Genomic DNA, 23,910 nt, shown 5'->3' on the forward strand with positions numbered 1-23,910 from the left:
TCAGTCCGTTGTCAGTGGTTTGCCGGCTGTCTCACGCAACGTGCAGGCGGCGATCAGCGAGATGATCGCGGTTCCGATGAGCAGGTACGCCGGTGCGAGCGGATCGCCGATGCGATCGATCGCCCACGTCGACAGGTACGGCGCTGTGCCGCCGAAGACCGCTGCGGCGATGCCGAACGCGAACGACATGCCGGCGTACCGTCGCCGGGTCGGAAATGCCTCGGGGAACGTGGCGGCCGCGGCGCCCATGAATCCGGCGAGGGGTATCGACAGCCCGACCGCGGCGATCACTGCAAGCGCCAGCCGGTGATTGTTGATCAGGGACAACATCGGCCAGGCGAGGATGGCGAGCAGTACGCAACTCGCGATCAGGACGCGTTTGCGGCCGATCCGATCCGAGAGTGCGCCGGCCGGAGCGACGACGATCAGCGCCGACGCGACGGCGACGAGTGTGGCCGCGGTCCCGTCGGTGGATGAGTAGCCCGCCTGAGTTCGCATGTAGATGGCGATGTAGACGAAGATCGTGTAGAACGCGAATTGTTGGACGGCTGCAAGCAGGAACACCCTCACGATGCGCCTGAGATCGTAGTGGATGACGTCGCGAAGCGGAGTCCGGGCCTTCTCGCCGGCGTTCTCGAGCGAGCGAAACGCGGGCGTGTCCTCGATGCGGAGCCGGATGTACAAGCCGATGAACCCGGCCGGGAGCGCGGCGAGGAAGGGGATCCGCCATCCCCAGGCGAGCATCTGGGCGTCCGTGGTCACGGCGTAGAGCAGCAGGGCCAAGCCCGAGGACGCGATCAGGGCGAGAAAACTGGACACGTGCCAGAAGCTGACGATCGCGCCCCGATGCCGATCAGGTGAGTACTCAGCAAGGAAGGTAGCAGCGCCGCCTGGTTCCCCGCCGGCCGCGAACCCCTGGACGAGCCGGAGTACGAGCAGTAGCACAGGAGCGAGCACTCCGATGGATGCATAACCCGGCAGCAGCCCGACGACGAACGTTGCGATCGACATCATCAGTACAGTGATCGCGAGTACACGGTTGCGCCCTAGCCGGTCACCGATCGCACCGAAGTACGTCGCACCGAGTGGCCGTACGACGAAGGCTGCTCCGAAGACAGCGAAGGTCGCAAGTAGCCCGGATGTCGGGTTGTCGCTCGGGAAGAAGACGGTCGACAGCGTGGCGGCGAGGTAACCGTAGAAGCCGAAGTCGAACCATTCCACGAAGTTGCCGACACTCGCGGCCGTCACGGCACGGCGGATCACTGGGTCGCCGACTCGGACCGTCGGCTCGGTCGAAGCGCTGCTCATGAGGACTCCTCGGTGCTGACCTCGTCGATCACGTCGAGGATCTGGATCTCCGGTGGGTGCGACGGATCGAGCAGTTCCTGCAGGCCGCGCATGATGCCGTCGCGGACCGGCGACGACAGCCAGTCTTCGTAGGCGGCTGCGGAGGGCCAGCGCGAAGTGACGAAGGCGGCCTGGTCGTTGTTCGGGTCGACCGCGAGTTCGCCGCTCAGACAGCCGTACGGCGCGCTCGCGGCAAGGACTCGATGTTCTCGGTAGTGATCGATCAGCGCCGGGCGCCGGTCGGGAATCGCCCGCAGTTTCAGCATCGTCCGGATCACCGTGCCTGCCTCCGTTCGCCGTTCCGGGATCGAGTACCCGGTTGCACGAATCCTCGGCAAGGCGGCGCACATCGGGAAGGTCCGTCTGATCGCTACCAGGTATCGACGGCGTCGCTGGGCCGCCTCGCGCAGCCCTCCAGACCTTGACGACCGGCGTCGTGAAGGTCAGACTAATGGTCGATTGTCGACAAAGGAGAGACCAAAATGGGTTCGGTGGACGGCAAGGTCGTCATCGTGACCGGCGCGGCCGGCGGCATCGGAGTGGCGATCGCCGAGGACCTCTATCGCGAGGGCGCGACGGTCGTCGCGACCGCGAGGAAGAAGGAGCAGGTCGACGAGCTGGCCGAGCTGCACTCCGACGACCGCTGGCTGGCGGTCGATCTTGATGTCACCGATGCGGCGGGCTTCAGCGCGGTCATCGACGACGTCGTCCGTCGCTTCGGCCGCCTGGACGGTCTCGTGAACAACGCCGGTGTGCTGGTCCCCAACGACGTGCCGAACTCGACCGTCGAGGAGTACGACCGGCATTTCGACGTGAACGTCAAGGGCGTGTACCTGGGCTGTAAGTACGCCATCCCAGTGATGCTCGCCGGGGGCGGCGGCTCGATCGTGAACTTCGGCTCGATCAACTCGCTGGCAGCCGAGTCGCAGCTGGCCCTCTACACCGCGTCCAAGGGCGCGGTTCTGATGCTCACGAAGGCGATCGCGCTCGACCACGCCGCGGCGGGCATCCGCGCCAACACGCTGTGCCCCGGCTTCGTCGACACGCCGCTGAACGTCCCTCACTACACGAAGCTCGGCGGCCGCGAGGCCCTCGAGGAGGGCCTGCCGGCCTTCCAGCCGATCGGCCGCGCCATCGAGCCGCGGGAGATCGCCCAGCCCGTGACGTTCCTGATCTCCGATGCGTCCACCGCGATCACCGGTACGGCCTTCGTCGTCGACGGCGGCGTGCTGTCCAAGGCCTGATCACCCGAGCCGTACGACGAGAGAGCCGAGACGAACATGGTCGAGAACGAGATCGCCGATGTCGTGGTTGTCGGGGCCGGCCCTTCAGGCTCCGTGGTGACGCACACCTTGGCCGAGCGAGGCTTCAAGGTCGTCTGCCTGGAGCAGGGTGACTGGGTGAACCCCACCGACTATCCCGCGAACAATCCACAGTGGGAGTTGCAGATCCAGCACCAGTGGGCCCACGACCCGAATGTGCGGAAGCTGCCCTCGGACTATCCGGTCGGCGTCGAGGACTCCGACATGTGGCCGGTCATGTTCAACGCCGTCGGTGGATCGAGCATCTACTACGGCGCTGAGTGGCCGCGGTTGCTGCCGTCCGACTTCCGGGTACGGACCCTCGACGGCCTGGCCGATGACTGGCCGATCAGGTACGAGGATCTCGCGCCGTACTACGACGCTGTCGACCGCTTCATCGGAGTCTCCGGCCTCGGCGGTGACACGGCGTACCCGGATGGCCTCGACTATCCGCTGCCGCCGCACCCGCTGGGCAAGGCCGGCCGTCGTGCGGCCGAGGCGTGCAACAAGCTCGGCTGGCACTGGTGGCCCGGAACCAACGCGATCGCGAGCCAGAAGTTCAAGGAGTTGGCGCAGTGCGCTCGCTGGGGGACCTGTGAGTGGGGTTGTCCGGAGAGCTCGAAGGCAAGCTTCGATGTCGCCTACTGGCCGCACGCCCTGCGGTCGGGTGCCACCCTTGTGACCGGCGCCCGTGTCCGGCGTATCGAGACCGGATCGGACGGTCGCGCCACCGGCGTCACGTGGGTCGATCGCGACGGTGACGAGCACCGCCAGCGTGCAAACGCCGTAGTGCTGTGCGCGAACGGGATCGGGACGGCACGCATGCTGCTGCTGTCCGAATCCGCGACGCATCCGAACGGACTGGCGAACTCGTCAGGTCTGGTCGGCAAGAACCTGATGCTGCATCCGAACGCCAGTGTCACGGGGTTCTACGACGACGATCTGGAGAGCTGGCGCGGTCCTGCTGGTCAGCTCATCCATAGCCTGGAGTTCTACGACACGAGGGCGGACCACGACTTCGTGCGAGGCATCAAGCTGCATGCCCTGCCGACGCCTGGGCCGCTCAACGCCGTGGAGACACAACGGCCGCTCGGATTCGACTCGGTGTGGGGATCCAACTTCCTGGAGACAGCGGCGACCCATCGCAACGGCATCCTCTGGGCTGCCAACACCGAGGATCTTCCCGACGAGACCAACTTCGTCGCACTCCACTCCGAGCTGACGGACTCGCACGGCATTCCGGCTCCATCGATCCACTACCGGATCAGCGACAACACGCGAAAGCTGCTGCGGTTCTCGGTGGAGAAGATGGAGGAGCTCCACCAGGTGGCGGGAGCCACGACGACTGTTCCGGTCGAGCTCTGGATCGATCAGCCAGGTCATCTGCTCGGCACCGCCCGGATGGGAAACGATCCAGGTACGTCGGTGGTCGACTCGTTCGGACAGGCCCACGACGCCGACAACCTCTTCATCGCCGACGGCAGCATCTTCGTCACCAGCGGCTCGGCGAACCCGACCTGCACGATCGCCGCCCTGGCGCTCCGTGTCGGTCAGCACGTCGCCGAGACTGCCAAGGACAGGAAGGCCCAGTGATGTCCACGTCAACCACCCGGCTGTCGGTTCCGCCGCCTCGTACGACGCTTCCGCGGCCGCTCACGGACGAAGAACGGGGCACGCTTGTCGCCCTTGCCGACGCACTCTGCGGCCCGTCCGATCGGGCCGAGCCGCCGAGCAGGTGCCCGGAATTCACCGAGAAGCTCGACATTGCTCTGGCGACGAGATCCGACAGCTTCGACCAGGTCGTGGCCGCTGTCGCCGCGACCGCCGGCGCCGATGACCTGTTCGCTTGGTTGCGGGATCTGCACGCCTCCGATGCCGACGCGTTCCAAGTGCTCTCTGCCGTTCTCGGCGGGGCTTACCTCATGGTGCCCTCGGTTCGCGAGGCGATCGGGTACGGCGGGCAGCGTCGTGAGATCGCCCGTCCCGAGGAAGCCATCGACGAGATCATGGACGGAATCCTCGAACCTGTCCTGCAGCGGGGCCACTTCTACGTATCGCCACCCGAGGAGGACTGAATGCGCTGGAGTCGTGTCTTCAACGTCGTCGAAGCTCACGCCGGCGGTGAGATCAACAAGGTGCTCGTCGGCGGCTTCGGTGACGTCCCCGGCGGCTCGGTGTTCGAGAAGATGAAGTACATCGAGGCCAACCGTGACGACGTACGGCGGTTGCTTCTGCACGAGCCACGAGGTGGAGTGACGCACTGCGTCAACATCCTGGTTCCGAGCAGTGATCCGGAAGCGTCCATGGGCTACGTGATCGCAGAGTCCACGGAATACCCGGCGATGTCCGGGAGCAACACGATCTGTACGTCGACCGTGCTGCTGGAGACCGGGATCCTGCCGATGTCGGAACCGGTCACAGACCTGGTTCTCGAAGCGCCCGCGGGGCTGATCCGGGTCCGGTGTGATTGCAAGGACGGCAAGGTCACCGGTGTCACGTTCGTCAACCAACCGGCGTTCGTCTATCACCTGGGCGCGACGATCGAGGTCGAGGGCATCGGCTCTGTACCTGTCGACGTTGCCTGGGGTGGGATGGCCTATGTGCTCGCGGATGCGGGCAAGCTCGGCTTCGACCTGGATCCATCCGAGGGGCGCGAGCTGTGCGAGGTCGGCCAGAGGCTCAAGGCGGCGGGTGCTGAACAGCTCGAGGCGGTCCATCCGGTGAATCCGGAGTTCCCCGGGATCACACAGACCGAGTTCACCGGACCGATGCGGCGCGAGAACGGCGTGCTGACATCGAAGAACGCCGTGATCGTGTCGCCCGGACGGCTGGACAGGTCGCCGTGCGGCACCGGGACGTCGGCGCGGCTGGCGGTCATGCATGCCCGAGGGGAGATCGGCGTCGGAGAAGAGTTCGTGCACGAGTCGATCATCGGCAGCGTTTTCGGCTCCCGGATCGTCGAGACCACCACTGTCGGCGGTGTGCCCGCCGTGACGCCATCAGTCACCGGACAGGCCTGGATCACCGAAATGTGCCAGGTCGGCCTCGACCCGACCGACCCCTTCCCGACCGGCTACGCGCTGGGAGACACTTGGCCGAGCGAGCCCTGATCGAGCCGGTGGCTAGAATCGTCGACAAACGACAACACGGAAGACGGCGGCCCCATGACGCTACGGTTCGAACCGCTCGAGCAGCGGACCAACTCCGACGATGTGTATCTCATTTTGCGGAATGCGATCCTCGACGGGTCCCTACCCGGCGGCAGCCAGCTGCGTGAGGCCCACATCGCGGCCGACATGGGCACCAGCCGGGCTCCGCTGCGCGAGGCGTTGACCAAGCTCGAGGAAGAGGGCCTGGTCGCCCGGTACCGCTTCAAGGGTGCGTTTGTCGCCGAGGTGAGTCCCGAGACCATCGCGGAGATCGCGGCGGTCCGGTTCCTGGTCGAGCCCTATGCCGCAGAGCTCAGTCTGGACGCACTCAGGGCGACCGAGAAGAAGCGGATGCTCGCGACCATCAAGGCGATGCACGTCGCGGGTCGCAAGAACGACATTCCGGCCAGCATCGACGCCCACCTGCAGTTCCACAGTCTGTTCTACGAATGCTCCGGCAGTGGCGTACTCCTGGACATGTGGACCGGGTGGGAGACCAAGTTGCGGTTGTTCCTGGCCGCCGACCACCGTTCGTACCAGAACCTCGACGACATCGCGGTCGCGCACGAGCGGCTCGCGGAGATTGCCCTCGAGGGCGACATGGACGTCTTCCGGCACGAGCTGGCCCACCACGTCCACTCCGCTCCGGGAGCTGAGATCGCGGACCAGGCCAACGCGCCGGCGGGGGCGCACGAACCCCCGCAAGCCGTGGGCTGAGTTCCGTGCAGGAGTACATCGACTTCCTCGGCAAACAAGCCCCGTACGACCGGTTGGACGCTGCTGATCTCCAGCGGCTGGGGCGATGTGTGGAGGTCGAGTTCTTCGCTGCCGGAACGGTGATCGTCCAGGCGTATCAGCCGCAGCTCGATCACCTGTACGTCGTACGGACAGGATCGGTGCAGGTGGTGGACCGAAGCCGCGTTGTCGACGAGTTGGGGGCGGGGGACACCTTCGGCCATATCTCGGTCCTCAGCGGCCTCCCACCGCCGTTGTCGGTCGTGGCGGTGTCGGAAACGCTGTGCTACCGCTTCCCGGATCCCCGCTCGATCCTCGAACATCCGGAGCGCCTGACCTTCGCGCACTACAACACGATGGTGAGCCGTGACCGGCTGACCTCGGTCGCGAACGATGCTGGGCACCGACCGGTCCGCGACCTCATGCGCCCGCCGGCCTGGTGCCGTCCCGACACGCCGATCAGAGAGGCTGCCCGGGCAATCACCGAGAGCGGTCAATCCTGCGTCATCTTCCCGGTGCAGGACGGCTTCGGGATCATGACCGACAGCGACTGCCGACGATTGGTTGCGACCGGCGAAGTTTCGGTGGACGCACCGGTGAGTGCGATCGCGACATCACCGGCCCGTGTCGTCGACGTCGGCACGACGGTCTCGGCCGCGTTCCTCGAAATGCTGATGCACGGCGTCCACCATCTCGTCGTGGTCGAGCCGGACGGCCGCGCGGTCGGCATCGCCCGGGTCTTCGACCTGTCCTCGGTAGAGGTGCGGGATCCGTTGCGGATCCGATCTGCGATCGACCAGGCGGCGGGCATCGACGATCTCGCTGCGGCTGGCGCGCTGCTACGGCCGACGGCGATCGAGTTGTTCGAGGCCGGGCTGCCGGCCGACCGCACGAGTGCTCTGCTCGGGGTCATCATCGAGGCCATCGTCGAGCGCTGTGTGGCCTTGGAACCGACCTTCGGTGGGGACGATCCGGAGTACGACACGTCCTGGCTGGTGCTCGGTTCGCTCGGTCGCCGTGAACCACTGCCGTGTTCGGACGTCGATACCGCCTTGGTCTGGCAGCAGCTCGCCGACGGGCCGTTACGGGACCCGCGGCGTCTGGTCGATGCAGCGGAGTCGGTGATCACGAACGTGGAGAAGTGCGGCCTGGCGCGTTGCCCGGACGGCGCCAACGCCAGCAATCCACTGTTCAATCGGTCCCGCGCGGCGTGGTTCGCGTCCGCTCAGCATTGGATCGCGAGGCCGGACGGCCCCGGCGCGCTGTTGCTGTCGGCAATGGTCACCGACAGCCGCCCGATCACCGGACTGCAGACAGGACGTGCGCTGCTCGGCTCCATCGGTGCTTTGACCACGAATAAATCGTTCCTGAAACGGATGCTCGACCAGGCGCTTGCCGTTCGGCCACCCACGGGATTCGTCCGTGACTTCGTGGTCGAGGCCGGCGGTAAGCACCAAGGGGAACTGAATCTCAAGCGGGGCGGACTTGCGCCGGTCGTCGGGCTCGGCCGATGGATCGCCGTGACCACGAGGATGCCGGTGTCGTCCACCCAAGACCGGCTGGCGTACGGCGCACAGGCCGGCCTGCTCACCCAGGACGAATCGGACACGCTGCGTGGCGCCCATCGCGAGATGTTCGAGCTGCTGTTCCGTCACGAGATCGAGGCGATCCGCTCCGGACGCGCGGCATCGACGTACCTGAATCCCAAGGGCCTCGACTCGCTGACCCGTCGATACCTTCGTGAGGCCTTTCGGGCGATCTCGCGGGTCCAGTCCAGGCTGGAGTCGGAATGGTTGTCCCGCATCGGCTGAGGACCGCGCTGCGTCGTACGCATCCGTGGCACGGTCCGGAGCGAGGGCTCTGGCGGGAGACAACGTTCGCTGTCATCGACGTGGAGACGACCGGGCTTGATCTGAACCGCGACGAGATCGTGTCGGTGGGCGTGGCCATCGTGGAGATGGGGCGGATCAGCAGTCGCTCGTTCTACGAGGTGGCGAGGCCGAGCCGCCCGATCTCCGAGAGCGCGATGTGCGTACATTCGCTGACGGCCGAGGAGCTGACGGCTGCCCCGCCATTCGCTGAGGTGTTGCCGCGGCTGCGTGCGCAGGTTGTCGGGTCGGCGATCGTCGCTCATGCTGCCTGGGTCGAGCGAGCCTTTCTGAACAGGGCGTTGCAGCCGTTGAAGGAGCGACTGCCCGATCGCCTGGTCGACACGGCCGCCATGGCACGTCGACTGGAGATCGCCCAGGCAGGGGAGCGTGAGCCTTCCTTGGAGGGACTGGCACTGCAGTTGCGGCTCCCGGTCCATACGCCTCATCACGCACTGGGCGACGCGATGACCACCGCTGAGGTGTTCATCGTGCTGGCCACCAGGCTCGAGCGGCAGCTCGGCGCTCTGACTGTCGAGGAACTGCTCGGGATTTCTGGCTGATCCGGGGCCTTGCCAACCGGCGAAACATGGGGCACGATTGTCGACAATCGCCAATAATTGGAGGTCTTCCCATGAGCCTGCGCGGTGTCTTCTCCGCTGTCGCCACGCCGTTCGACGCGAACTACGCGGTGGACGAAAGCGGCCTGCGCACCCTGGTCGAGCGCACCGTCGACGGTGGTATCCACGGTCTGGTTCCGTGCGGATCCACCGGTGAGTTCGCAGCACTGTCCACCGACGAGCGGCGGTTTGTGGTGGAGACGGTGATCGACCAGGCCGGTGGCCGGGTGCCGGTCGTCGCGCACACCGGTGCGCTGGCGACGAGCGAGGCGATCGCGCTGTCGAAGCACGCCGAAGCGGCCGGAGCCGCGGCCGTGATGGCCGTTGCGCCGTTCTACGAGCCGCTCGACCTGGACGAGGTCAAGGCCTACTACCGGGCGATCGCCGATGCGGTCAGCGTGCCGGTGATGGTGTACAACCTGCCGGTGGCGACCGGGGTGAACCTGCTCCCGCACGAGTTGGCGGACCTCGCGTCGAAGAGCCCGAACGTCAAGTACGTCAAGGACACCACGGGTGACTTCGGGCAGGCCGGTCGGCTGATCCACGACTATGCCGAGGTCATCACGACGTTCGTCGGCCAGGACACCCTGTTCTTCGCCACGTTCTTCGAGGGCGGCGCCGGCTCGATCGTCGGTGCCTGCAACTTCGCCGCTCCCGAGCTCGTCTCGATCTACAACTCGATCCTGGCGGGCGACGTCGCGACGGCCAAGCGCGAATGGGACACCATCTTCCCGCTCATGCAGTTCCTGGTGTCCGGCGGCTACGTGGCCGGCGTCAAGGGTGCGCTCGACGCGCTCGGTGTCTCGGCCGGGCCGTCCCGTGCGCCGATCGCGGCGCTGAACGACGAGCGGCGTACCGAGCTCGAGGGCATCCTGAAGAAGCTCCAGCTGCACGTGAAGGCCTGATCATGAGCAACCTCGACGTCACGAGTTTCATCGGGGGCAAGCCCGTCCGGGGTGGAACCGATCGGGTCGTACCAGTCATCAACCCATCCACTGGAGAGCAGCTGTCGCAGTTCTACGAGGCGACAGTGGAGGAAGTCGGCGAGGCGGTGCGCGCTGGCAAGGAGGCAGCTCGCACGTGGCGGCGCACAACCCCGGGAGAGCGGTCCGACCTCCTGCACCGCCTCGCCGACCTGCTGCGTGACAACCTGGACGAGTTCGCCCGGATCGAGAGCCTCGACGCAGGCAAGCCCTACACGACGGCACGCGAGGAGGAACTTCCTGGCATCCTCAACGCACTGCGTTACTTCGCCGGCGCGGCCCGGTCTTCCAGCGGGCCGACCGCGGGGGAGTACATCGAGAACAACACCACTCTCGTACGGCGGGAGCCGGTCGGTGTCGTCGCCGCGATCACGCCGTGGAACTTCCCGCTGTGGCAAGCGGTCTGGAAGATCGCTCCGGCCCTTGCCACCGGCAACGCTGTTGTCGTCAAGCCGGCCGAGAACACGCCACTGTCGACCACGCGATTCGTGGAGCTGGCGGCGCAAATCCTGCCGCCCGGCGTGCTGAACATCGTCCACGGTCGCGGCACGACCGTCGGTGAAGCCCTGGTACGGCACCCGGACATCGACCTGATTTCCTTCACCGGATCCACGCGGGCTGGACGCAGGATCGCCGAGCTGGCGGCTGCCGGACCGAAGCGACTGATTCTCGAACTGGGCGGGAACGCGCCGGTGGTCGTCTTCGACGACGCTGATCTGGACAAGGCGCTTCCGACGCTGACCAACGCTGTCCTCTTCAACGCTGGTCAGGAATGCATGTCCGGTACGCGCATCCTGGCCGCTGAGGGCATCTACGACGAGCTGGTCCGGGAGCTGGGAGAGCATCTGCAGACCTGGAAGCTCGGCGACGCGGGTGATCCGGACACGCGGTTGGGCCCGCTGATCAGCGAGGCTCAGCTCGGCCACGTGCGTAAGCTGGTCGAGAGCAGGCCGGCCACGTCGGACCTGATCGTCGGTGGTGACGCGCCCGATGGGGCTGGCTACTTCTTCAACCCCACGCTCATCGGACGGCTCGATCAGACCGATGATCTCGTGCAGGAGGAGATCTTCGGCCCGGTGGCGACGGTGCAGACCTTCTCGACCGAGGAGGAAGGGCTCCGGCTCGCGAATGACACGCCTTACGGACTGGCTGCTTCGGTTTGGACACGGGATGTCGGCCGGGCGTTGCGCGTCTCGCGTGAGCTGGAGTTCGGCAATGTGTGGGTCAACAACCACATGGCCGTCGGTCCTGAGGTTCCGATCGGCGGTTTCGGTGCCTCTGGCTACGGCAAGGAGGGTGGCGCCGCCGGGCTGGAGGAGTTCACCCGGCTCAAGCAGGTCGTCGTCAGTCTCGACTGAGAGAACTGCAGAACCGAGAGGTTTCAGTGAACATTGTCGTGTGTTTGAAGTACGTCCCCGACGCGACCGCCGAACGGCGCTTCCAGGACGACTTCACGGTTGATCGTGCCGGCGTCGATGGTCTGCTGTCGGAGCTGGACGAGTACGCCGTCGAGCAGGCGCTCCGGATCAAGGAGAGCCGCGACGACGACACCCAGGTGATCGTGTTGACAGTTGGGCCGGAGAACGCGATCGACGCGGCTCGCAAGGCCCTGCAGATAGGTGCCGACCGCGCGGTTCACGTGGTCGATGACGCGATCGCGGGCTCCGATGCGCCGGCCACATCGCTGGTTCTCGCCGAAGCCGTCAAGACCATCCCGCACGATCTGGTGATCTGCGGGATGGGCTCGACCGACGCGGTGATGGGCGTTGTCCCGGCGATGCTGGCCGAGCGCTTGGGCGTACCTGGCGTCACGTTCGCGTCGGCGCTCAGCCTCGACGGCGGCACGGTGGTCGTTCGGCGGGACTCGGACGTCGCGACCGAGACGGTGGAAGCCGGCCTGCCTTGCGTGGTGTCCGTGACGGACCAGTCCGGAGATGCCCGTTATCCGTCGTTCAAGGGCATCATGGCCGCCAAGAAGAAGGAGATCGTGACGCGGAGCCTCAGCGATCTCGGGATCTCCGCCGGCCAGGTCGGGCTCGCGGCTGCGCGCACCGTGGTCGAGAGCGTGGCGGCTCGCCCGCCACGGAGCAAGGGCGAAATCGTGACCGACGACGATGGCTCGGGTGCCAAGGCGCTGGTTGACTTTCTTGCGGCCGGCAAATTCGTGTGACGGCTTTCGAGACAGGCTTGGTGAAAACAGTGAAGGAAGTGCTGGTGCTCGTCGACCATGTCGACGGAGCAGTCCGGAAGACGACCCACGAACTGCTGACAGCGGCTCGGCGTCTGGGCGAGCCGTCGGCGGTGTTCATCGGTCGACCCAACGGTGATGCGATCGCGGCGTTGAGATCGTACGGCGCGGAGAAGGTCTACACGATCGATGACGCCGAGATCAACGGCTACCTCGTCGCTCCGGTTGCGGAGGCGCTGGCTCAGGTTGCTGTCCGGGTCGGTGCTGAACCGTCGGCGGTGGTCCTCCTGTCGGCATCCGCCGCGGGGAAGGAGATTGCCGGCCGGTTGGCGGTCAAGCTCGGTTCCGGTCTGATCACCGACGCGGTTGATCTCGAGCCTGGTCCGGTGGCGACGCAATCAGTGTTCGCGGGCAACTACACGGTCCGTACGAAGGTGCTGGGCGAAACGCCTGTGATCGCGGTGAAGCCGAACGCCGTCGACGCCCAGCCCATCGACGGCGCGGGCACCGTGCAGGCGGTCGATGTCGTGATTTCCGATGCTGCCAAGGGTGCGCGGATCACCGCGTCCGAGCCGAGACAGGCTTCGGGCCGGCCGGAGTTGACCGAGGCCGCGATCGTCGTCTCAGGCGGTCGGGGAACGGCGGGGAACTTCGGGCCGGTGGAGGCTCTGGCCGATGCCCTCGGCGGCGCGGTCGGCGCCTCCCGGGCCGCGGTGGACTCGGGCTGGTACCCGCATGCTTATCAGGTCGGACAGACCGGCAAGACGGTCGCGCCGCAGCTCTATGTCGCGGCTGGTATCTCGGGAGCTATCCAGCACCGTGCGGGCATGCAGACGTCGAAGACGATCGTTGCCGTCAACAAGGATCCGGAAGCGCCGATCTTCGAACTGGCCGATTTCGGCGTCGTGGGTGACCTGCACACGGTCCTCCCGGCGGCGACCGAGCAGGTCGAGGAACGACAGAGCTGAGAAGGGATCGCAATGACCGTACAGGCGTTATCCGACGTAGCCAGGGAGGCTGCCGCCGCGGGCGCCGGCGTGATCCGGGAGCGGCTGGCCGCGCGATCCGGGTTCGGTGTCGACACCAAGTCGGCCGGGCACGATCTGGTCACCGATGTGGATCGGGCGTCCGAGGCCGCGGTTCTCGGCGTGATTCGACGGCGTCGGCCGGATGACGCCGTACTCGGCGAGGAGACCGGTGAACATCCCGGCACAACCGGCGTGCGCTGGCTAGTGGACCCCCTGGACGGGACGACCAATTTCGTCCACGGCCGGATCGACTTCGCCGTCGCAGTCGCGGCTCAGGTAGAAGGTCAGGTCGTTGCCGCGGCGATCCACCGGCCCATGGACGACGAGTGGCTGGTCGGTGGGACCGCGGGGATCAGTGCCAGTTCCGGAGAGCCGAGCTGCTCGAGCACCACGGAGCTGAAGGACGCACTCATCGGAATTGGCTTCCCGTACGACCTTCAACTCCGCGTGCATGCACATGCCAGGATCGGTGAGCTGATTCCCAGGATCAGGGACTTTCGGAGATCGGGATCGGCGGCGTGTGACTTTCTGGCGATCGCGACCGGCCGGCTCGATGCCTTCGTCGGCTTCGGCCTGGCCGAATGGGACTATGCCGCAGGACGGGCGCTGGTACCGGCTGCGGGTGGCGTTTGGCACGACTTCGTCGGCGTTGGCGGAAAGCCGAGTGTGATCGCAGGCGCCAAGGATGTCGTGATCCAGCTGCGGACCCAGCTCGGCTCAGTCTCAGGACCGGTCTGAGTGGTGGGCCATCTCGGTTCGGGAGGACATGTGAACGCCCCGCTCCGTGTGGATCAGCATGAGGGTCTCGGTCAGGATTGCGCCGTACAGTCGCCACAGGCGGTTGCTCTCGGCCAATTGCACAAGTCGTTCGTGGAAGGCCATGTCGCTTTCCCCGTGCGTGGACGGCGCCGCGATCAGAGCCTGAAGGACACGCTGCTGACAGGCTCGCGGCATGGCTGTCCGCGTGGATAGCGAGCAGCGGCTTCGCCTCATCGTCGAGCGGGTCAGGAACAGCCGCCAAGTGAGCATCGACGAGCTGGCGTCCTTGACCGGATCGTCAGCCATGACGATCCGGCGAGACTTGGCCCTGCTGCACGAGCGGGGCGCGCTGCAGCGCGTTCGCGGCGGTGCTGTCCCAGCGATTCTCGAGGATGCCGAGAGGTATCTGTTGTCGGATCGGAGGCCGTCCGTCACCGATGAGGCGATTGCCCGGACGGTGGTGGAGCTGATCGACGACGGCCAATCGCTCGTCCTGGACCACGGTCCTGCGGGTCTCGAGGTCGCGAAGCTGCTTGTCTCGCGAGCGGTGACCGTCGTGCCGCTGTCGCTGCGTTGCGCGATGCTCCTGCGGGACGCGCCGAGAGTCCGCCTCGTGCTGCCGGCGGGCGAAGCGGGTGGAGCGGATCGGTACCTCGTCGGACCTCAGGCCGTGTCCTCGCTGCAGGCGATGCGGGTCGACCTTGCCCTGATCAGTCCCTGCGGGCTGTCGGCCGCAGGAGGGCTGACAGCGGTCGACGCGTCTGAAGCTGACATCAAGCGGCAGGCCATCTCGATCGCGAGAAGGACCGCTGTCCTGATCGACGGCGCGAAATGGGGCCGTCGCGGCCCCGCGAAGGTATGCCCTGCCGACCAGCTGGATCTGGTGATCAGTGACGCCATGGCCCCGCCGCAGGCTTGTGCGGCGCTCGCCGAGGCCGGTGTCGAGGTGCGGATCGTTGGCCCCGAGATCGCTGCGAGCGGAGCCTGAGTCTTGCGACGCGCGGGTCGCTCAGTCGGTACGCTGCGTGGGGATTCGCCCAGCGCGTCGGAAGGAATCGGCAATGTCACGTTCTGTCCAGATCCCCGGTCTGCCGGCAGGTCGCTGGCTCGTCGAGCCGGAGACCTGGTCGCTCGACGCAGCGGCTGGTGCACTCACCATGACGGCTCCGCCAGGCAGCGACTTGATCCACGAGCCGCTGCACAGCTCGAGAGTGACGGACGCTCCGGCCGCGGTCTTTCCGGTGACCGGTGACTTCGCCTTCTCGGCGAAGGTCACCCACATTGTGGCTGACGGGCGGTGGTCGTCCGGCGCGTTGCTGCTGTGGCAGGACGAGGAACGCTGGGCGAAGGTGTGTTTCGAACGAAACCATCGGGGCGATCCGTCCATCATCACGGTCGTCACCAACGGCTGGTCCGACGACGGCGTGCACTGGCCCGCGCCGGTAGGCAGCCGGTACCTGCGGGTTATGCGTACGGGCGAAACACTCGTCATGCATGACTCCGAGGATGGCGAGACCTGGGAGTTCGTCCGCGTGTTCCGGTTCTCCGGCAACAGCGGATCACTCCAGGTCGGGCTGCTCGTGCAGGTCCCGTGGGGTGAGGAGTGCACGGCCCGCTTCGAAGAGATCCGCCTGACGAGCACGGTCCCCAGCGATGTTCGCGACGGGACCTGAACGGGCCACTACACAGGTCTGACGGACAGGTCCTCGAACACGGTGTCACCCGCGATGCTGATTGCCGACAGCTGAAGGTCGGTACCGCTCGGAAAGACCACCTCTGAGAGTACGACCCGCCCTTCGTCCGCGAAGATTTCGACGGCCGTGTGGTCGATGAGCACGGAGATGGTCTCGCAGTCAGCGGATGGGGCGGTGTGTCGCGCTGCGAAGGTCGGCGAGAAGCCGGTGTCTGCGAGCCCGGTGCGATCCGCGTGTACACCTGCCGCCGAGACGGTCGCCGTGAACGTGTCACCTCGACCGAACTCGATCTGGAACCCGGCCTCGCCGGCGTTCTGCCGCTTCACCCGGGCGCTGACCAGGCAGGGCATGTCGTAGGAGCCGAGGCACTCAGCAGCTGCAACCTGGAGTCGTTGGCTGTCGGCCTGCTTGACGTCCCCGGCAACAGGCGTTTGGCGCAGTACGAGCTCTCCCTGCTTGTGCTCGAGGGTGAGCCGCCGCGGGATGGTCATCTGTCCCCGGTACGTCGAAGTCGGCGTTTGTGCCGCGTAGTCCCAGTTGCTCATCCAGCCGATGACGATCCTTTCCTCGGACGGGAGGTTCGAGAAGGAGACGGCGGCGTAGCAGTCCGCGCCGTAGTCGAGCCAACGCGTCACCTCGGGGTCGTCCACGGCGAAGTGGACACCGTCGAAGCGTCCGAGGAAGTACTGCGTTGCGGAGCCTCCCGCAGGTCCGCCGGGTACGACGCTGACCAACAGGACCCAGGCGGTCGCTCCAGGCTCACCGTCGACGGCGAGCGGGAAGAGATCGGGGCACTCCCAGATTCCCTCGGTCGAGCCGGCCGCGCCGAAGTCACTGAGGTGCGTCCATGCTGTCAGGTTGTGGCTTCGATAGAACTGGATCATCCGGTCCTCCGGTCGGGCGACCGCCATCACCCAGTAGCCGGCATCGCCGTACCAGAGCACCTTCGGGTCGCGGAACTCGGTGGAACCGATGTCCAGGACCGGGTTGGACTCGGACCTCGTGAACGTACGTCCCCGATCGGCCGACCAGGCAACGCACTGGCTCTGCTGCCCCGTCTCCGGGTCGAATCCGGTGTAGATCGCGACCATGGTGCCGGCGCCGAAACCGGCCGTGTTCTCGTGGTCGATCACGACCGACCCGGAGAAGACCTGCTCGCGATCGGTAGCCGGGATTGCCACCGGCAGTTCCTCCCATGTCAGGAGATCCGGGCTGACCGCGTGCCCCCACGCGAGGTTGGCGTGATCCGTTCCGGCCGGGTTGTACTGATAGAACAGGTGGTATTCGCCGTCGTGCCAGACGAGCCCGTTCGGGTCGTTGATCCAGTTTCGTTCCGGCGCGAAGTGGATCCGGGGACGAGGATCGTCCATGTCTGTCCTTCCTGGTCCACCTTCTGGACCGGTCTTTTCGCACAGGGTGTTGCCCTGCGCTCGATCGCACATTATTGTCGACAATCGCCAATTGTGTCACCCGGGGTGGTCGCGTTGGCGGGCCGGACCCACGAACGGAGCGCGATGCCAACCTCCGAAGTTCCCGACGATGTACTCGACTCCTCTGCAGAGTGGTGGAGGTCCGCTGTCGTCTACCAGGTCTACCCGCGCTCGTTCGCGGACGCCGACGGGGACGGCATCGGAGATCTGCCTGGGATCACGGACCGGCTGTCGTACCTGCGTGACCTGGGCGTCGACGCGGTCTGGATCTCGCCGTTCTACCGATCGCCGCTTGCCGACGGTGGGTACGACGTCATCGACTACCGGGAAGTGGAGCCGGTGTTCGGGACGGTGCAGGATGCCGAGACGCTGATCGAGACAGCCCACAAGCTCGGCATTCGGGTCATGTTCGACCTCGTTCCGAACCACACGAGCGACGAACACCCCTGGTTCCAGGCGGCACTCGCCGCCGGTCCCGGATCGCCGGAGCGGGCGCGCTACTGGTTCCGCGACTCCGCGGAGCTGCCGAACAACTGGCAATCCGATTTCGGCGGACCGGCCTGGGACCGTGCTCCCGATGGGCAGTGGTTTCTGCACCTGTTCGACAGCAAGCAGCCGGACCTGAACTGGGACAACCCTGAGGTACACGAGCTGCTCCTCGGCGTGCTCCGGTTCTGGCTGGATCGTGGGGTCGACGGATTCCGCATCGATGTCGCGCATGGTCTGGTGAAGGCCGACGGCCTGCCTGACATGGATGGCTCGTGGGAGGACGTCGTCAGTCTCGCGGTGCCGACGAACACGGCGCCCTTCTACGACCAGGATGGCGTCCACGAGATCTACCGCACCTGGCGACAGGTTCTCGACTCCTACGACCATCAACCTGCGATGGTCGCCGAGGCTTGGGTGGCACCGGCCGAACGCCTCGCCCGGTACGTGCGGCCCGACGAATGTCACCAGGCCTTCAACTTCGCATTCCTCGCCACGCAGTGGAACGCTCCGGCGTTGCGAGAGTGCATCGCCGAATCGGTGCGCTCGGCCTCCGCGGTCGGGGCGCCGACCACCTGGGTGTTCAGCAACCACGACGTCGTACGGGCTGCAACCCGCCTCGGCTTCACCAACTCGCGCGAAACCAGCTGGCTTCTGGCGGACGAACCTCCGGCCGACCTTGCCGCCGGATTGCGCCGGGCGCGCGCCGCCGCGGTGCTGATGCTTGCGCTTCCCGGATGCACCTACTTGTACCAAGGCGAGGAACTAGGCCTCTTCGAGGTGGTCGATCTACCGCCTGACGCTCGGCGCGATCCCACCTTCAGGCGCACCGAAGGGGCAACGCTTGGCCGAGACGGCTGCAGAGTCCCGATGCCGTGGTCGAAGAACGCGCCGGCGTTCGGCTTCAACACGACCGGTGAAGCGTGGCTTCCGCAGCCGGCCGCGTACGGCGACCTGGCTGTCGATCAGCAGGCAGGCGTCCGCGAATCCACGCTGGAGCTGTACCGCGCACTCCTGCGGGTACGGCGGGCCCGTGGCCTGGGCGCCGGGGAAGTTGTCGAACTCGAGCTGGGCGAGGACCTCCTCGGGTACGAGATTCGGAGCGACGCGGTCTCGACCCAGGTCGTCGTCAACTTCGGGGACGCAGACTGGCGAATTCCGGCGGACGCGCATGTCCTGGTCGCCAGCAAACAAACCGTGACGGATCGCCTTGCGCGCGACCACGGTGTCTGGCTCGCCCGATGACGAGCCGATTCTTCGCCACCAACTTCGACTGAGGGATGGCCATCATGCAGATCCTCGCCATCGTCGTCTCGCTCGCGATCGCCGCTGTCGGCGTCGCGTTGTTCGGCAAGACGATCGGGCACATGGTGTCCGTCATCAAGCTCGGTCAGCCCACCGCGGGCCGGTCCGGCAATCCGGGGCAGCGTACCGTCACGCTGGCCAAGGAGACGCTCGGCCACACCCGGATGCTGCAGTGGAGCCACATCGGCATCCTGCACTGGTTCGTCGCGTTCGGCTTCATCGGGCTGTTCCTCAGCCTGGTGACCGCGTTCGGCCAGCTCTTCGACGCGCACTACGCGCTGCCGGTCATCGGGCACTGGTTCGTCTTCGAGTGGGTGACGGAGTTCCTGACCTGGACCGGCCTGGTGTCGATCATCGGGCTGATCGTGATCCGGCTGCTCAACCTGCCGAAGGGTCACCTGGCCCGGTACAGCCGGTTCTTCGGCTCCCGCGCCTGGCAGGCGTACTACGTCGAGTACACGATCCTCGGCGTGCTGGTCTGCATCCTGCTGCTACGCGGCCTGGAGTACCAACTCGGCGCCGGCGACAAGTTCCACTTCCCCGGCACGTTCTTCATCGGCGAGAGCCTGTTCGGCGGGCTGAGCGAGCAGGGGCTGGAGAACGCGGTCTACCTGGTCGCGATGGTCAAGATCCTGATCTCGTTCGCCTGGATGATCACCATCTCGCTGAACGCGACCATGGGCGTCGCCTGGCACCGGTTCACCGCCTGGCCGAACATCTGGTTCAAGCGCGAAGCCTCCGGCGGTACGGCGCTCGGCGCCCTGCAGCCCATCATGGTCAACGGGGCGCCGATCGACTTCGAGAACATCGAGGAGCTGGACGAGGACGCGGCCCTCGGGGTCGGCAAGGTCGAGGACTTCACCTGGAAGGGCCTGCTCGACTTCACCACCTGCACCGAGTGCGGCCGCTGCCAGTCGCAGTGCCCGGCCTGGAACACCGAGAAGCCGCTGTCGCCCAAGCTGGTGATGATGAACCTGCGCGAGCACGCGTACGCCAAGGCGCCGTACCTGCTGGCCAGTGACGACGACACCCGCAAGTCGCTGCCCGAGCTGGTGCTCGCCGAGCAGGACAAGCCGCTGGTCGGCCCGGCCGACGTCGCGGTCATCGACGAGGAGGCGTTGTGGGCGTGCACGTCGTGCGGCGCCTGCGTGCAGCAGTGCCCGGTCGACATCGAGCACGTCGACGCGATCATGGACATGCGCCGCTACCAGGTGCTGATCGAGTCCTCGTTCCCGTCCGAGCTCAACGGGCTGTTCAAGGGCCTGGAGAACAAGGGCAACCCGTGGAACATGAACCCGTCCGGCCGGATGGACTGGGCCAAGGACCTGCCGTTCGAGGTCAAGCAAGTCGGTTCGGACGTAGAGTCGCTGGACGAGGTCGAGTACCTGTTCTGGGTCGGCTGCGCCGGCGCCTTCGAGGACCGCGCGAAGAAGACCACGCAGGCCGTCGCCGAGCTGCTCAACATCGCCGGCGTGAGCTTCGCCGTCCTCGGTGACGGCGAGACCTGCACCGGCGACCCGGCCCGGCGCTCCGGCAACGAGTTCGTCTTCCAGCAGCTGGCGATGCAGAACGCCGAGGTCTTCAAGGAGACCGGCGTACGCAAGGTCGTCTCCACCTGCGCGCACTGCTTCAACACGCTGAAGAACGAGTACTCCCAGCTCGGCGTCGAGCTCGACGTCATCCACCACACCCAGCTGCTGAACCGCCTGGTCCGCGACGGCAAGCTGACCCCGGTCGCCCCGGCCGACAGCTCACTCAACGGCCAGAAGATCACCTACCACGACCCGTGCTACCTGGGCCGCCACAACCAGGTGTACGACGCCCCGCGCGAGCTGCTCGACATCATCCCGGGCGCCGAGTACGCCGAGATGCCGCGCAACCAGACCAAGTCCTTCTGCTGCGGCGCCGGCGGCGCCCGGATGTGGATGGAGGAGAAGATCGGCAGCCGGATCAACCTGAACCGGACCACCGAGGCGGTCGAGACCGGCGCGGACAAGATCGCCACCGGCTGCCCGTTCTGCCGGGTGATGCTGTCCGACGGCCTCACCGCCAAGCAGGCCGACGGCTCCGCCCGCGAGTCCGTCGAGGTCGCCGACGTCGCCCAGCTCCTGCTGGCCTCCGTCAAACGCGGCGAGAACTAGCGAATCAGTGCATAGACCTCGTCCAACTTGCTCCACAAGTCTCCCTCATGACGGTCATAGGCGAGGGACAGCGAACCTGTGTATCCGGCCGAATCCATGACGTTGAGGCGCGCGGTGAAGTCTTCGGCGTCGATCGATCCGTCCGGGAAGGTGCGGACCTTCGCCTGGCAGCTTTCTGCGAAGCCGGCGACCTGGGCGAGCTCGTCGTACTTGCCCGGCCCGGTCCAGTTGCCGAAGTCAGCGAGGAATCCGATTCACCCTTCACATCGCTTCAGGACCCCCAGCGTGACCTGTGCGTCTTTCAGCAGGTTCCGCCAGTTCTCCACCAGGAGGCGCGCCCCTTCATGACGGGTTGCCAGGGTCCTCAGTCCGTCGACGCTCCTGGAGATCGTTGCGCTCGTGGGCTCTTGGCTCCCGGCAGAAACGCGAACTTGTCGGCTCCCAGCGCCTCTCCCACGCGCACCCAGTCCGAGATCCAATCGATCCAGTGGTCACCTTCGGCGGGGTGTGTGATGTCGCCATGGTCGACGAGGAAGCATTCGAGGTTCACACCGGCCGTGGCACAGGCTGCCCGGAGCTCAGCCAGGTGAACTGGACCAAGATCCACCTGTCGAACACGGCCGCCAACAGCGTCCTCATCTATGCCTGGAACGAGAATCTCGAGGGCGGCTGGATCTGCCCGACGCTGAACGAGATGCGCTACTTCGGCAGACCGCTGCGCCTGGACGCGATCGCCGGCGCAAATCGCGCCGCCTGATCACAGAGCGCGGTTGACAAGCAGTCATCCAAGCTGCCGGGAGCGCCATCGAACCGTCGGCCGGCCTGCGGGAGGGACTCGAAGCCGTGATCACGGCTCTTGGCGCAGAGATGTCGTGCCAGGAGGACCGTCCCATCCAACTTTCGCGTTTGCGCGAGGCCGTTTACGACGCGGCGCCAGGAGCGAGATGATGATGTCATCGCCTCTCGACTTGCGGGTGCGCCAGGTGTGGCCGGTCGAGGAACCTCCTGGGTGGCGCGCGAACTGGATCGGCCCGAGCGTGGCCGAGGGGGCGACGAACGTGGCCTTTCTCTGTCGGCATGCGTTCAGGCTCGGTTCGTCCAGACCACGGCGTTCGGTTCTGCATATCGGGGCTGAGAGCAGCTACCTTCTCTACGTCAATGGTGCGCTCGCCGGACGAGGCCCTGTGCGCGGCACGGCGGCGGTTACGTATTTCGATACTTATGACGTTACCGAGCTATTGCAAGACGGCGAAAACTGGATCGCCATCGCCGCCCATTCGCCGAACACGCCGACGTTCCAGGCGTCGCCCCAAGCGCCTGCCGTCATTGCCCAACTCGATGATGGCGACGACGTAGCGACTGATGCCCGGTGGCAGGTCTGCCTGATGCCCGGCTGGCGACCCGACGTCGAGATGTACACGTTCCAGATCGGCTTTACAGAATGGCAGAATCACGCGGACCTGGCCCCGTCATGGTCCGTCGGTGGTGACGTGGCGGCGGGTTGGACGGCTGCCGCTGCCGTCCGCATCGACAAGGATCTGTTCCCGCGTGATATTCCCTTTCTGACCGACCAACGGGTCCGTCCCAGCGCAGTCCGGACTGTCTTCTCCGTTCCAGCAGAGGACGGACAGGCCAGCATAGCCGGCAACCTGGCGACCGAGCCTCACTCCAACCTGTCACTTCCCGGGGTGAGCGGCCTGCTGCAGGAGCCGTCCCGAAGCATCGAACTGGAGCGCCCGCCGGCGGCTGGTGGTGTAGGCCTCATCATCGACTTCGGTGAGATTGTCAACGGGGCGGTCGAGATCGCCGTGACCGCGCCGAGAGGCACGGTTCTCGATCTCGGCTACGACGAACAGCTCAACCGCAATCGGCGACTGTCGACGGCCGCGGGTGACTACCGGTTCGCCGACCGGCACATCCTTTCTGGCAGCCGCCAAACCGTCACTGGGATCTTCGGCCGTCGCGGTTTCAGGCTCGTCGAACTGGTCTTCCGCGATGCCGCTGGGCCGGTAACCCTGCATGAGGTCCGAGCGGTTCAACGGCGGTTTCCCTACGTCGATCGTGCCGCGTTCTCGTGCACTGACGCCAGGCTCAACCAGGTGTGGAACGCCTGCGTCGAAACGCTCAAGTCCTGTGCTACGGATGTCTTCGTGGACTGCCCATGGCGCGAGAACGCGCTGTGGCTGACAGATGTCCCGGTCGAGAGCCTGAGCGCGCTGCAGGCGTTCGGTGACGGCAGACTCACCGAACGTTGCCTGCGGCTGCTCTTTTCTCAAGTGCGCGACGACGGCCTCGTTCCTGCCGTCGCTCCGGCCGGTGATGTTCCCGCTTTGGGAGACGTCCGGCCACCCGACTGGCTGGTCCTGCCGGCTGCCAACCTCTATGTGACATTCATCCTCGAGGATTTCCTGCTCTATACGGGAAGCTCCGAGTTCGTCGTGGGCTTCCTCCCGAAGATCGATGCGATCCTTGATACCTTCCGATCCTGGGTCGGACCTGACCATGTCATCCTCCCTCCTGACCGACATTGGAATCTCATTGACTGGAGCTACGAGTTCGTCGATCGCTCCACGCACTCCGCTCGCAAACACGCCGCGTTGGACTACATGTTCGTCCTTGCTTTACGTTCGGCCGCCCGGCTGCACGAACAGGTGGGCGACAGCGACCGCGTCGCATCGTTGAGCGAAGAGGCGAGAGTTCGATGGACGCAGTTGCGGGCCGTGTACTGGGACGACGCACGAAGTCTGTTCGCCGACCTCCCGGCGGCCGGACAAGGAACTAGTGTTGACCGTCGTTCTGGATGACGACCTGGTGGTCGGCGTACGTCGTTGAGGTTGCTGACGACGGCTGGGCGCAGGTGTTGGTGTTGATGTTTG

21 protein-coding genes are annotated in these 23,910 nt (G+C 66.0%); 18 read left to right on the plus strand and 3 right to left on the minus strand.

The window, feature by feature from the left end; all coding sequences use genetic code 11:
• Both ACIBL3_RS41355 and ACIBL3_RS41360 read right to left on the minus strand, forming a co-directional pair.
• On the minus strand, positions 1–1,308 hold the full coding sequence (locus tag ACIBL3_RS41355) for an MFS transporter (RefSeq protein ID WP_396359463.1): 1,308 nt from the start codon (positions 1,306–1,308) through the stop codon (positions 1–3).
• Complete coding sequence (locus ACIBL3_RS41360) at positions 1,305–1,685, minus strand: putative quinol monooxygenase (RefSeq protein WP_396359464.1); 381 nt, start codon at positions 1,683–1,685, stop codon at positions 1,305–1,307. Before ACIBL3_RS41360 ends, ACIBL3_RS41355 begins: the two co-directional genes overlap by 4 nt.
• Positions 1,686–1,829: 144 nt before the next feature.
• Between ACIBL3_RS41360 and ACIBL3_RS41365 the strand changes: the two genes are divergently transcribed.
• From ACIBL3_RS41365 to ACIBL3_RS41430, 14 genes are all read left to right on the plus strand, one after another.
• The gene (locus ACIBL3_RS41365; protein ID WP_396359465.1) at positions 1,830–2,591 is read left to right on the plus strand and encodes an SDR family NAD(P)-dependent oxidoreductase; all 762 of its coding nucleotides are present in this window, start codon (positions 1,830–1,832) and stop codon (positions 2,589–2,591) included.
• Between the two features lie 36 nt (positions 2,592–2,627).
• Complete coding sequence (locus ACIBL3_RS41370) at positions 2,628–4,241, plus strand: GMC family oxidoreductase (protein WP_396359466.1); 1,614 nt, start codon at positions 2,628–2,630, stop codon at positions 4,239–4,241.
• Positions 4,241–4,723, plus strand: coding sequence for a hypothetical protein (locus ACIBL3_RS41375; protein ID WP_396359467.1), 483 nt, complete (start codon positions 4,241–4,243; stop codon positions 4,721–4,723). The genes ACIBL3_RS41370 and ACIBL3_RS41375 overlap by 1 nt, the downstream gene beginning before the upstream one ends.
• The gene (locus ACIBL3_RS41380) at positions 4,724–5,758 is read left to right on the plus strand and encodes a proline racemase family protein (protein ID WP_396359468.1); all 1,035 of its coding nucleotides are present in this window, start codon (positions 4,724–4,726) and stop codon (positions 5,756–5,758) included.
• A gap of 54 nt (positions 5,759–5,812) precedes the next feature.
• A complete protein-coding gene (locus ACIBL3_RS41385) occupies positions 5,813–6,514 on the plus strand; it encodes a GntR family transcriptional regulator (protein ID WP_396359469.1) in 702 nt (233 codons plus the stop codon).
• A gap of 5 nt (positions 6,515–6,519) precedes the next feature.
• Positions 6,520–8,343, plus strand: a complete 1,824-nt coding sequence (locus ACIBL3_RS41390; protein ID WP_396359470.1) for a putative nucleotidyltransferase substrate binding domain-containing protein — start codon at positions 6,520–6,522, stop codon at positions 8,341–8,343.
• Positions 8,322–8,963 carry a PolC-type DNA polymerase III gene (locus ACIBL3_RS41395; RefSeq protein ID WP_396359471.1) on the plus strand — a complete coding sequence of 214 codons (642 nt, stop codon included), beginning with the start codon at positions 8,322–8,324 and terminating at the stop codon, positions 8,961–8,963. Before ACIBL3_RS41390 ends, ACIBL3_RS41395 begins: the two co-directional genes overlap by 22 nt.
• Positions 8,964–9,034: 71 nt before the next feature.
• A complete protein-coding gene (locus tag ACIBL3_RS41400) occupies positions 9,035–9,925 on the plus strand; it encodes a dihydrodipicolinate synthase family protein (RefSeq protein WP_396359472.1) in 891 nt (296 codons plus the stop codon).
• Between the two features lie 2 nt (positions 9,926–9,927).
• Complete coding sequence (locus ACIBL3_RS41405; RefSeq protein WP_396359473.1) at positions 9,928–11,361, plus strand: aldehyde dehydrogenase family protein; 1,434 nt, start codon at positions 9,928–9,930, stop codon at positions 11,359–11,361.
• Between the two features lie 26 nt (positions 11,362–11,387).
• Positions 11,388–12,173 carry an electron transfer flavoprotein subunit beta/FixA family protein gene (locus ACIBL3_RS41410; protein WP_396359474.1) on the plus strand — a complete coding sequence of 262 codons (786 nt, stop codon included), beginning with the start codon at positions 11,388–11,390 and terminating at the stop codon, positions 12,171–12,173.
• A gap of 29 nt (positions 12,174–12,202) precedes the next feature.
• On the plus strand, positions 12,203–13,159 hold the full coding sequence (locus tag ACIBL3_RS41415) for an electron transfer flavoprotein subunit alpha/FixB family protein (protein WP_396359475.1): 957 nt from the start codon (positions 12,203–12,205) through the stop codon (positions 13,157–13,159).
• 12 nt (positions 13,160–13,171) lie between these two features.
• Positions 13,172–13,957: an inositol monophosphatase family protein gene (locus tag ACIBL3_RS41420; protein ID WP_396359476.1), complete on the plus strand. Its 786-nt coding sequence runs from the start codon at positions 13,172–13,174 to the stop codon at positions 13,955–13,957.
• 214 nt (positions 13,958–14,171) lie between these two features.
• A complete protein-coding gene (locus ACIBL3_RS41425; RefSeq protein WP_396359477.1) occupies positions 14,172–14,966 on the plus strand; it encodes a DeoR/GlpR family DNA-binding transcription regulator in 795 nt (264 codons plus the stop codon).
• 73 nt (positions 14,967–15,039) lie between these two features.
• Positions 15,040–15,651, plus strand: coding sequence for a DUF1349 domain-containing protein (locus ACIBL3_RS41430; RefSeq protein ID WP_396359478.1), 612 nt, complete (start codon positions 15,040–15,042; stop codon positions 15,649–15,651).
• 8 nt (positions 15,652–15,659) lie between these two features.
• On the opposite strand, the gene ACIBL3_RS41435 is transcribed toward ACIBL3_RS41430, so the two are convergent.
• Positions 15,660–17,042, minus strand: a complete 1,383-nt coding sequence (locus tag ACIBL3_RS41435) for a GH32 C-terminal domain-containing protein (RefSeq protein ID WP_396359479.1) — start codon at positions 17,040–17,042, stop codon at positions 15,660–15,662.
• Between the two features lie 144 nt (positions 17,043–17,186).
• Between ACIBL3_RS41435 and ACIBL3_RS41440 the strand changes: the two genes are divergently transcribed.
• The 4 genes from ACIBL3_RS41440 to ACIBL3_RS41455 all read left to right on the plus strand — a co-directional run bounded on the left by ACIBL3_RS41440 (position 17,187) and on the right by ACIBL3_RS41455 (position 23,838).
• Entirely contained in the window at positions 17,187–18,833 is a 1,647-nt protein-coding gene (locus ACIBL3_RS41440; protein WP_396359480.1) for a glycoside hydrolase family 13 protein, read from the plus strand.
• Between the two features lie 44 nt (positions 18,834–18,877).
• Entirely contained in the window at positions 18,878–21,034 is a 2,157-nt protein-coding gene (locus tag ACIBL3_RS41445; RefSeq protein ID WP_396359481.1) for a (Fe-S)-binding protein, read from the plus strand.
• Between the two features lie 487 nt (positions 21,035–21,521).
• On the plus strand, positions 21,522–21,791 hold the full coding sequence (locus ACIBL3_RS41450; RefSeq protein ID WP_396359482.1) for a hypothetical protein: 270 nt from the start codon (positions 21,522–21,524) through the stop codon (positions 21,789–21,791).
• Positions 21,792–21,978: 187 nt separating this feature from the next.
• Positions 21,979–23,838, plus strand: coding sequence for a family 78 glycoside hydrolase catalytic domain (locus ACIBL3_RS41455; RefSeq protein WP_396359483.1), 1,860 nt, complete (start codon positions 21,979–21,981; stop codon positions 23,836–23,838).
• Positions 23,839–23,910 lie beyond the last annotated feature (72 nt).

This window comes from Kribbella sp. NPDC050124 (assembly GCF_044460355.1).
In the GTDB taxonomy this organism is placed as follows: domain Bacteria; phylum Actinomycetota; class Actinomycetes; order Propionibacteriales; family Kribbellaceae; genus Kribbella.

Excerpts from the sequence above, each read along its gene's own strand:
- ACIBL3_RS41370 (WP_396359466.1), top strand. The coding sequence starts at position 2,628 with ATGGTCGAGAACGAGATCGCCGATGTCGTGGTTGTCGGGGCCGGCCCT.
- ACIBL3_RS41445 (WP_396359481.1), top strand. The coding sequence starts at position 18,878 with ATGCAGATCCTCGCCATCGTCGTCTCGCTCGCGATCGCCGCTGTCGGC.
- ACIBL3_RS41405 (WP_396359473.1), top strand. The coding sequence starts at position 9,928 with ATGAGCAACCTCGACGTCACGAGTTTCATCGGGGGCAAGCCCGTCCGG.
- ACIBL3_RS41420 (WP_396359476.1), top strand. The coding sequence starts at position 13,172 with ATGACCGTACAGGCGTTATCCGACGTAGCCAGGGAGGCTGCCGCCGCG.
- ACIBL3_RS41375 (WP_396359467.1), top strand. The coding sequence starts at position 4,241 with ATGTCCACGTCAACCACCCGGCTGTCGGTTCCGCCGCCTCGTACGACG.
- ACIBL3_RS41395 (WP_396359471.1), top strand. The coding sequence starts at position 8,322 with ATGGTTGTCCCGCATCGGCTGAGGACCGCGCTGCGTCGTACGCATCCG.
- ACIBL3_RS41380 (WP_396359468.1), top strand. The coding sequence starts at position 4,724 with ATGCGCTGGAGTCGTGTCTTCAACGTCGTCGAAGCTCACGCCGGCGGT.
- ACIBL3_RS41435 (WP_396359479.1), bottom strand. The coding sequence starts at position 17,042 with ATGGACGATCCTCGTCCCCGGATCCACTTCGCGCCGGAACGAAACTGG.
- ACIBL3_RS41385 (WP_396359469.1), top strand. The coding sequence starts at position 5,813 with ATGACGCTACGGTTCGAACCGCTCGAGCAGCGGACCAACTCCGACGAT.
- ACIBL3_RS41430 (WP_396359478.1), top strand. The coding sequence starts at position 15,040 with ATGTCACGTTCTGTCCAGATCCCCGGTCTGCCGGCAGGTCGCTGGCTC.
- ACIBL3_RS41365 (WP_396359465.1), top strand. The coding sequence starts at position 1,830 with ATGGGTTCGGTGGACGGCAAGGTCGTCATCGTGACCGGCGCGGCCGGC.
- ACIBL3_RS41400 (WP_396359472.1), top strand. The coding sequence starts at position 9,035 with ATGAGCCTGCGCGGTGTCTTCTCCGCTGTCGCCACGCCGTTCGACGCG.
- ACIBL3_RS41455 (WP_396359483.1), top strand. The coding sequence starts at position 21,979 with ATGATGATGTCATCGCCTCTCGACTTGCGGGTGCGCCAGGTGTGGCCG.
- ACIBL3_RS41440 (WP_396359480.1), top strand. The coding sequence starts at position 17,187 with ATGCCAACCTCCGAAGTTCCCGACGATGTACTCGACTCCTCTGCAGAG.
- ACIBL3_RS41355 (WP_396359463.1), bottom strand. The coding sequence starts at position 1,308 with ATGAGCAGCGCTTCGACCGAGCCGACGGTCCGAGTCGGCGACCCAGTG.
- ACIBL3_RS41425 (WP_396359477.1), top strand. The coding sequence starts at position 14,172 with ATGGCTGTCCGCGTGGATAGCGAGCAGCGGCTTCGCCTCATCGTCGAG.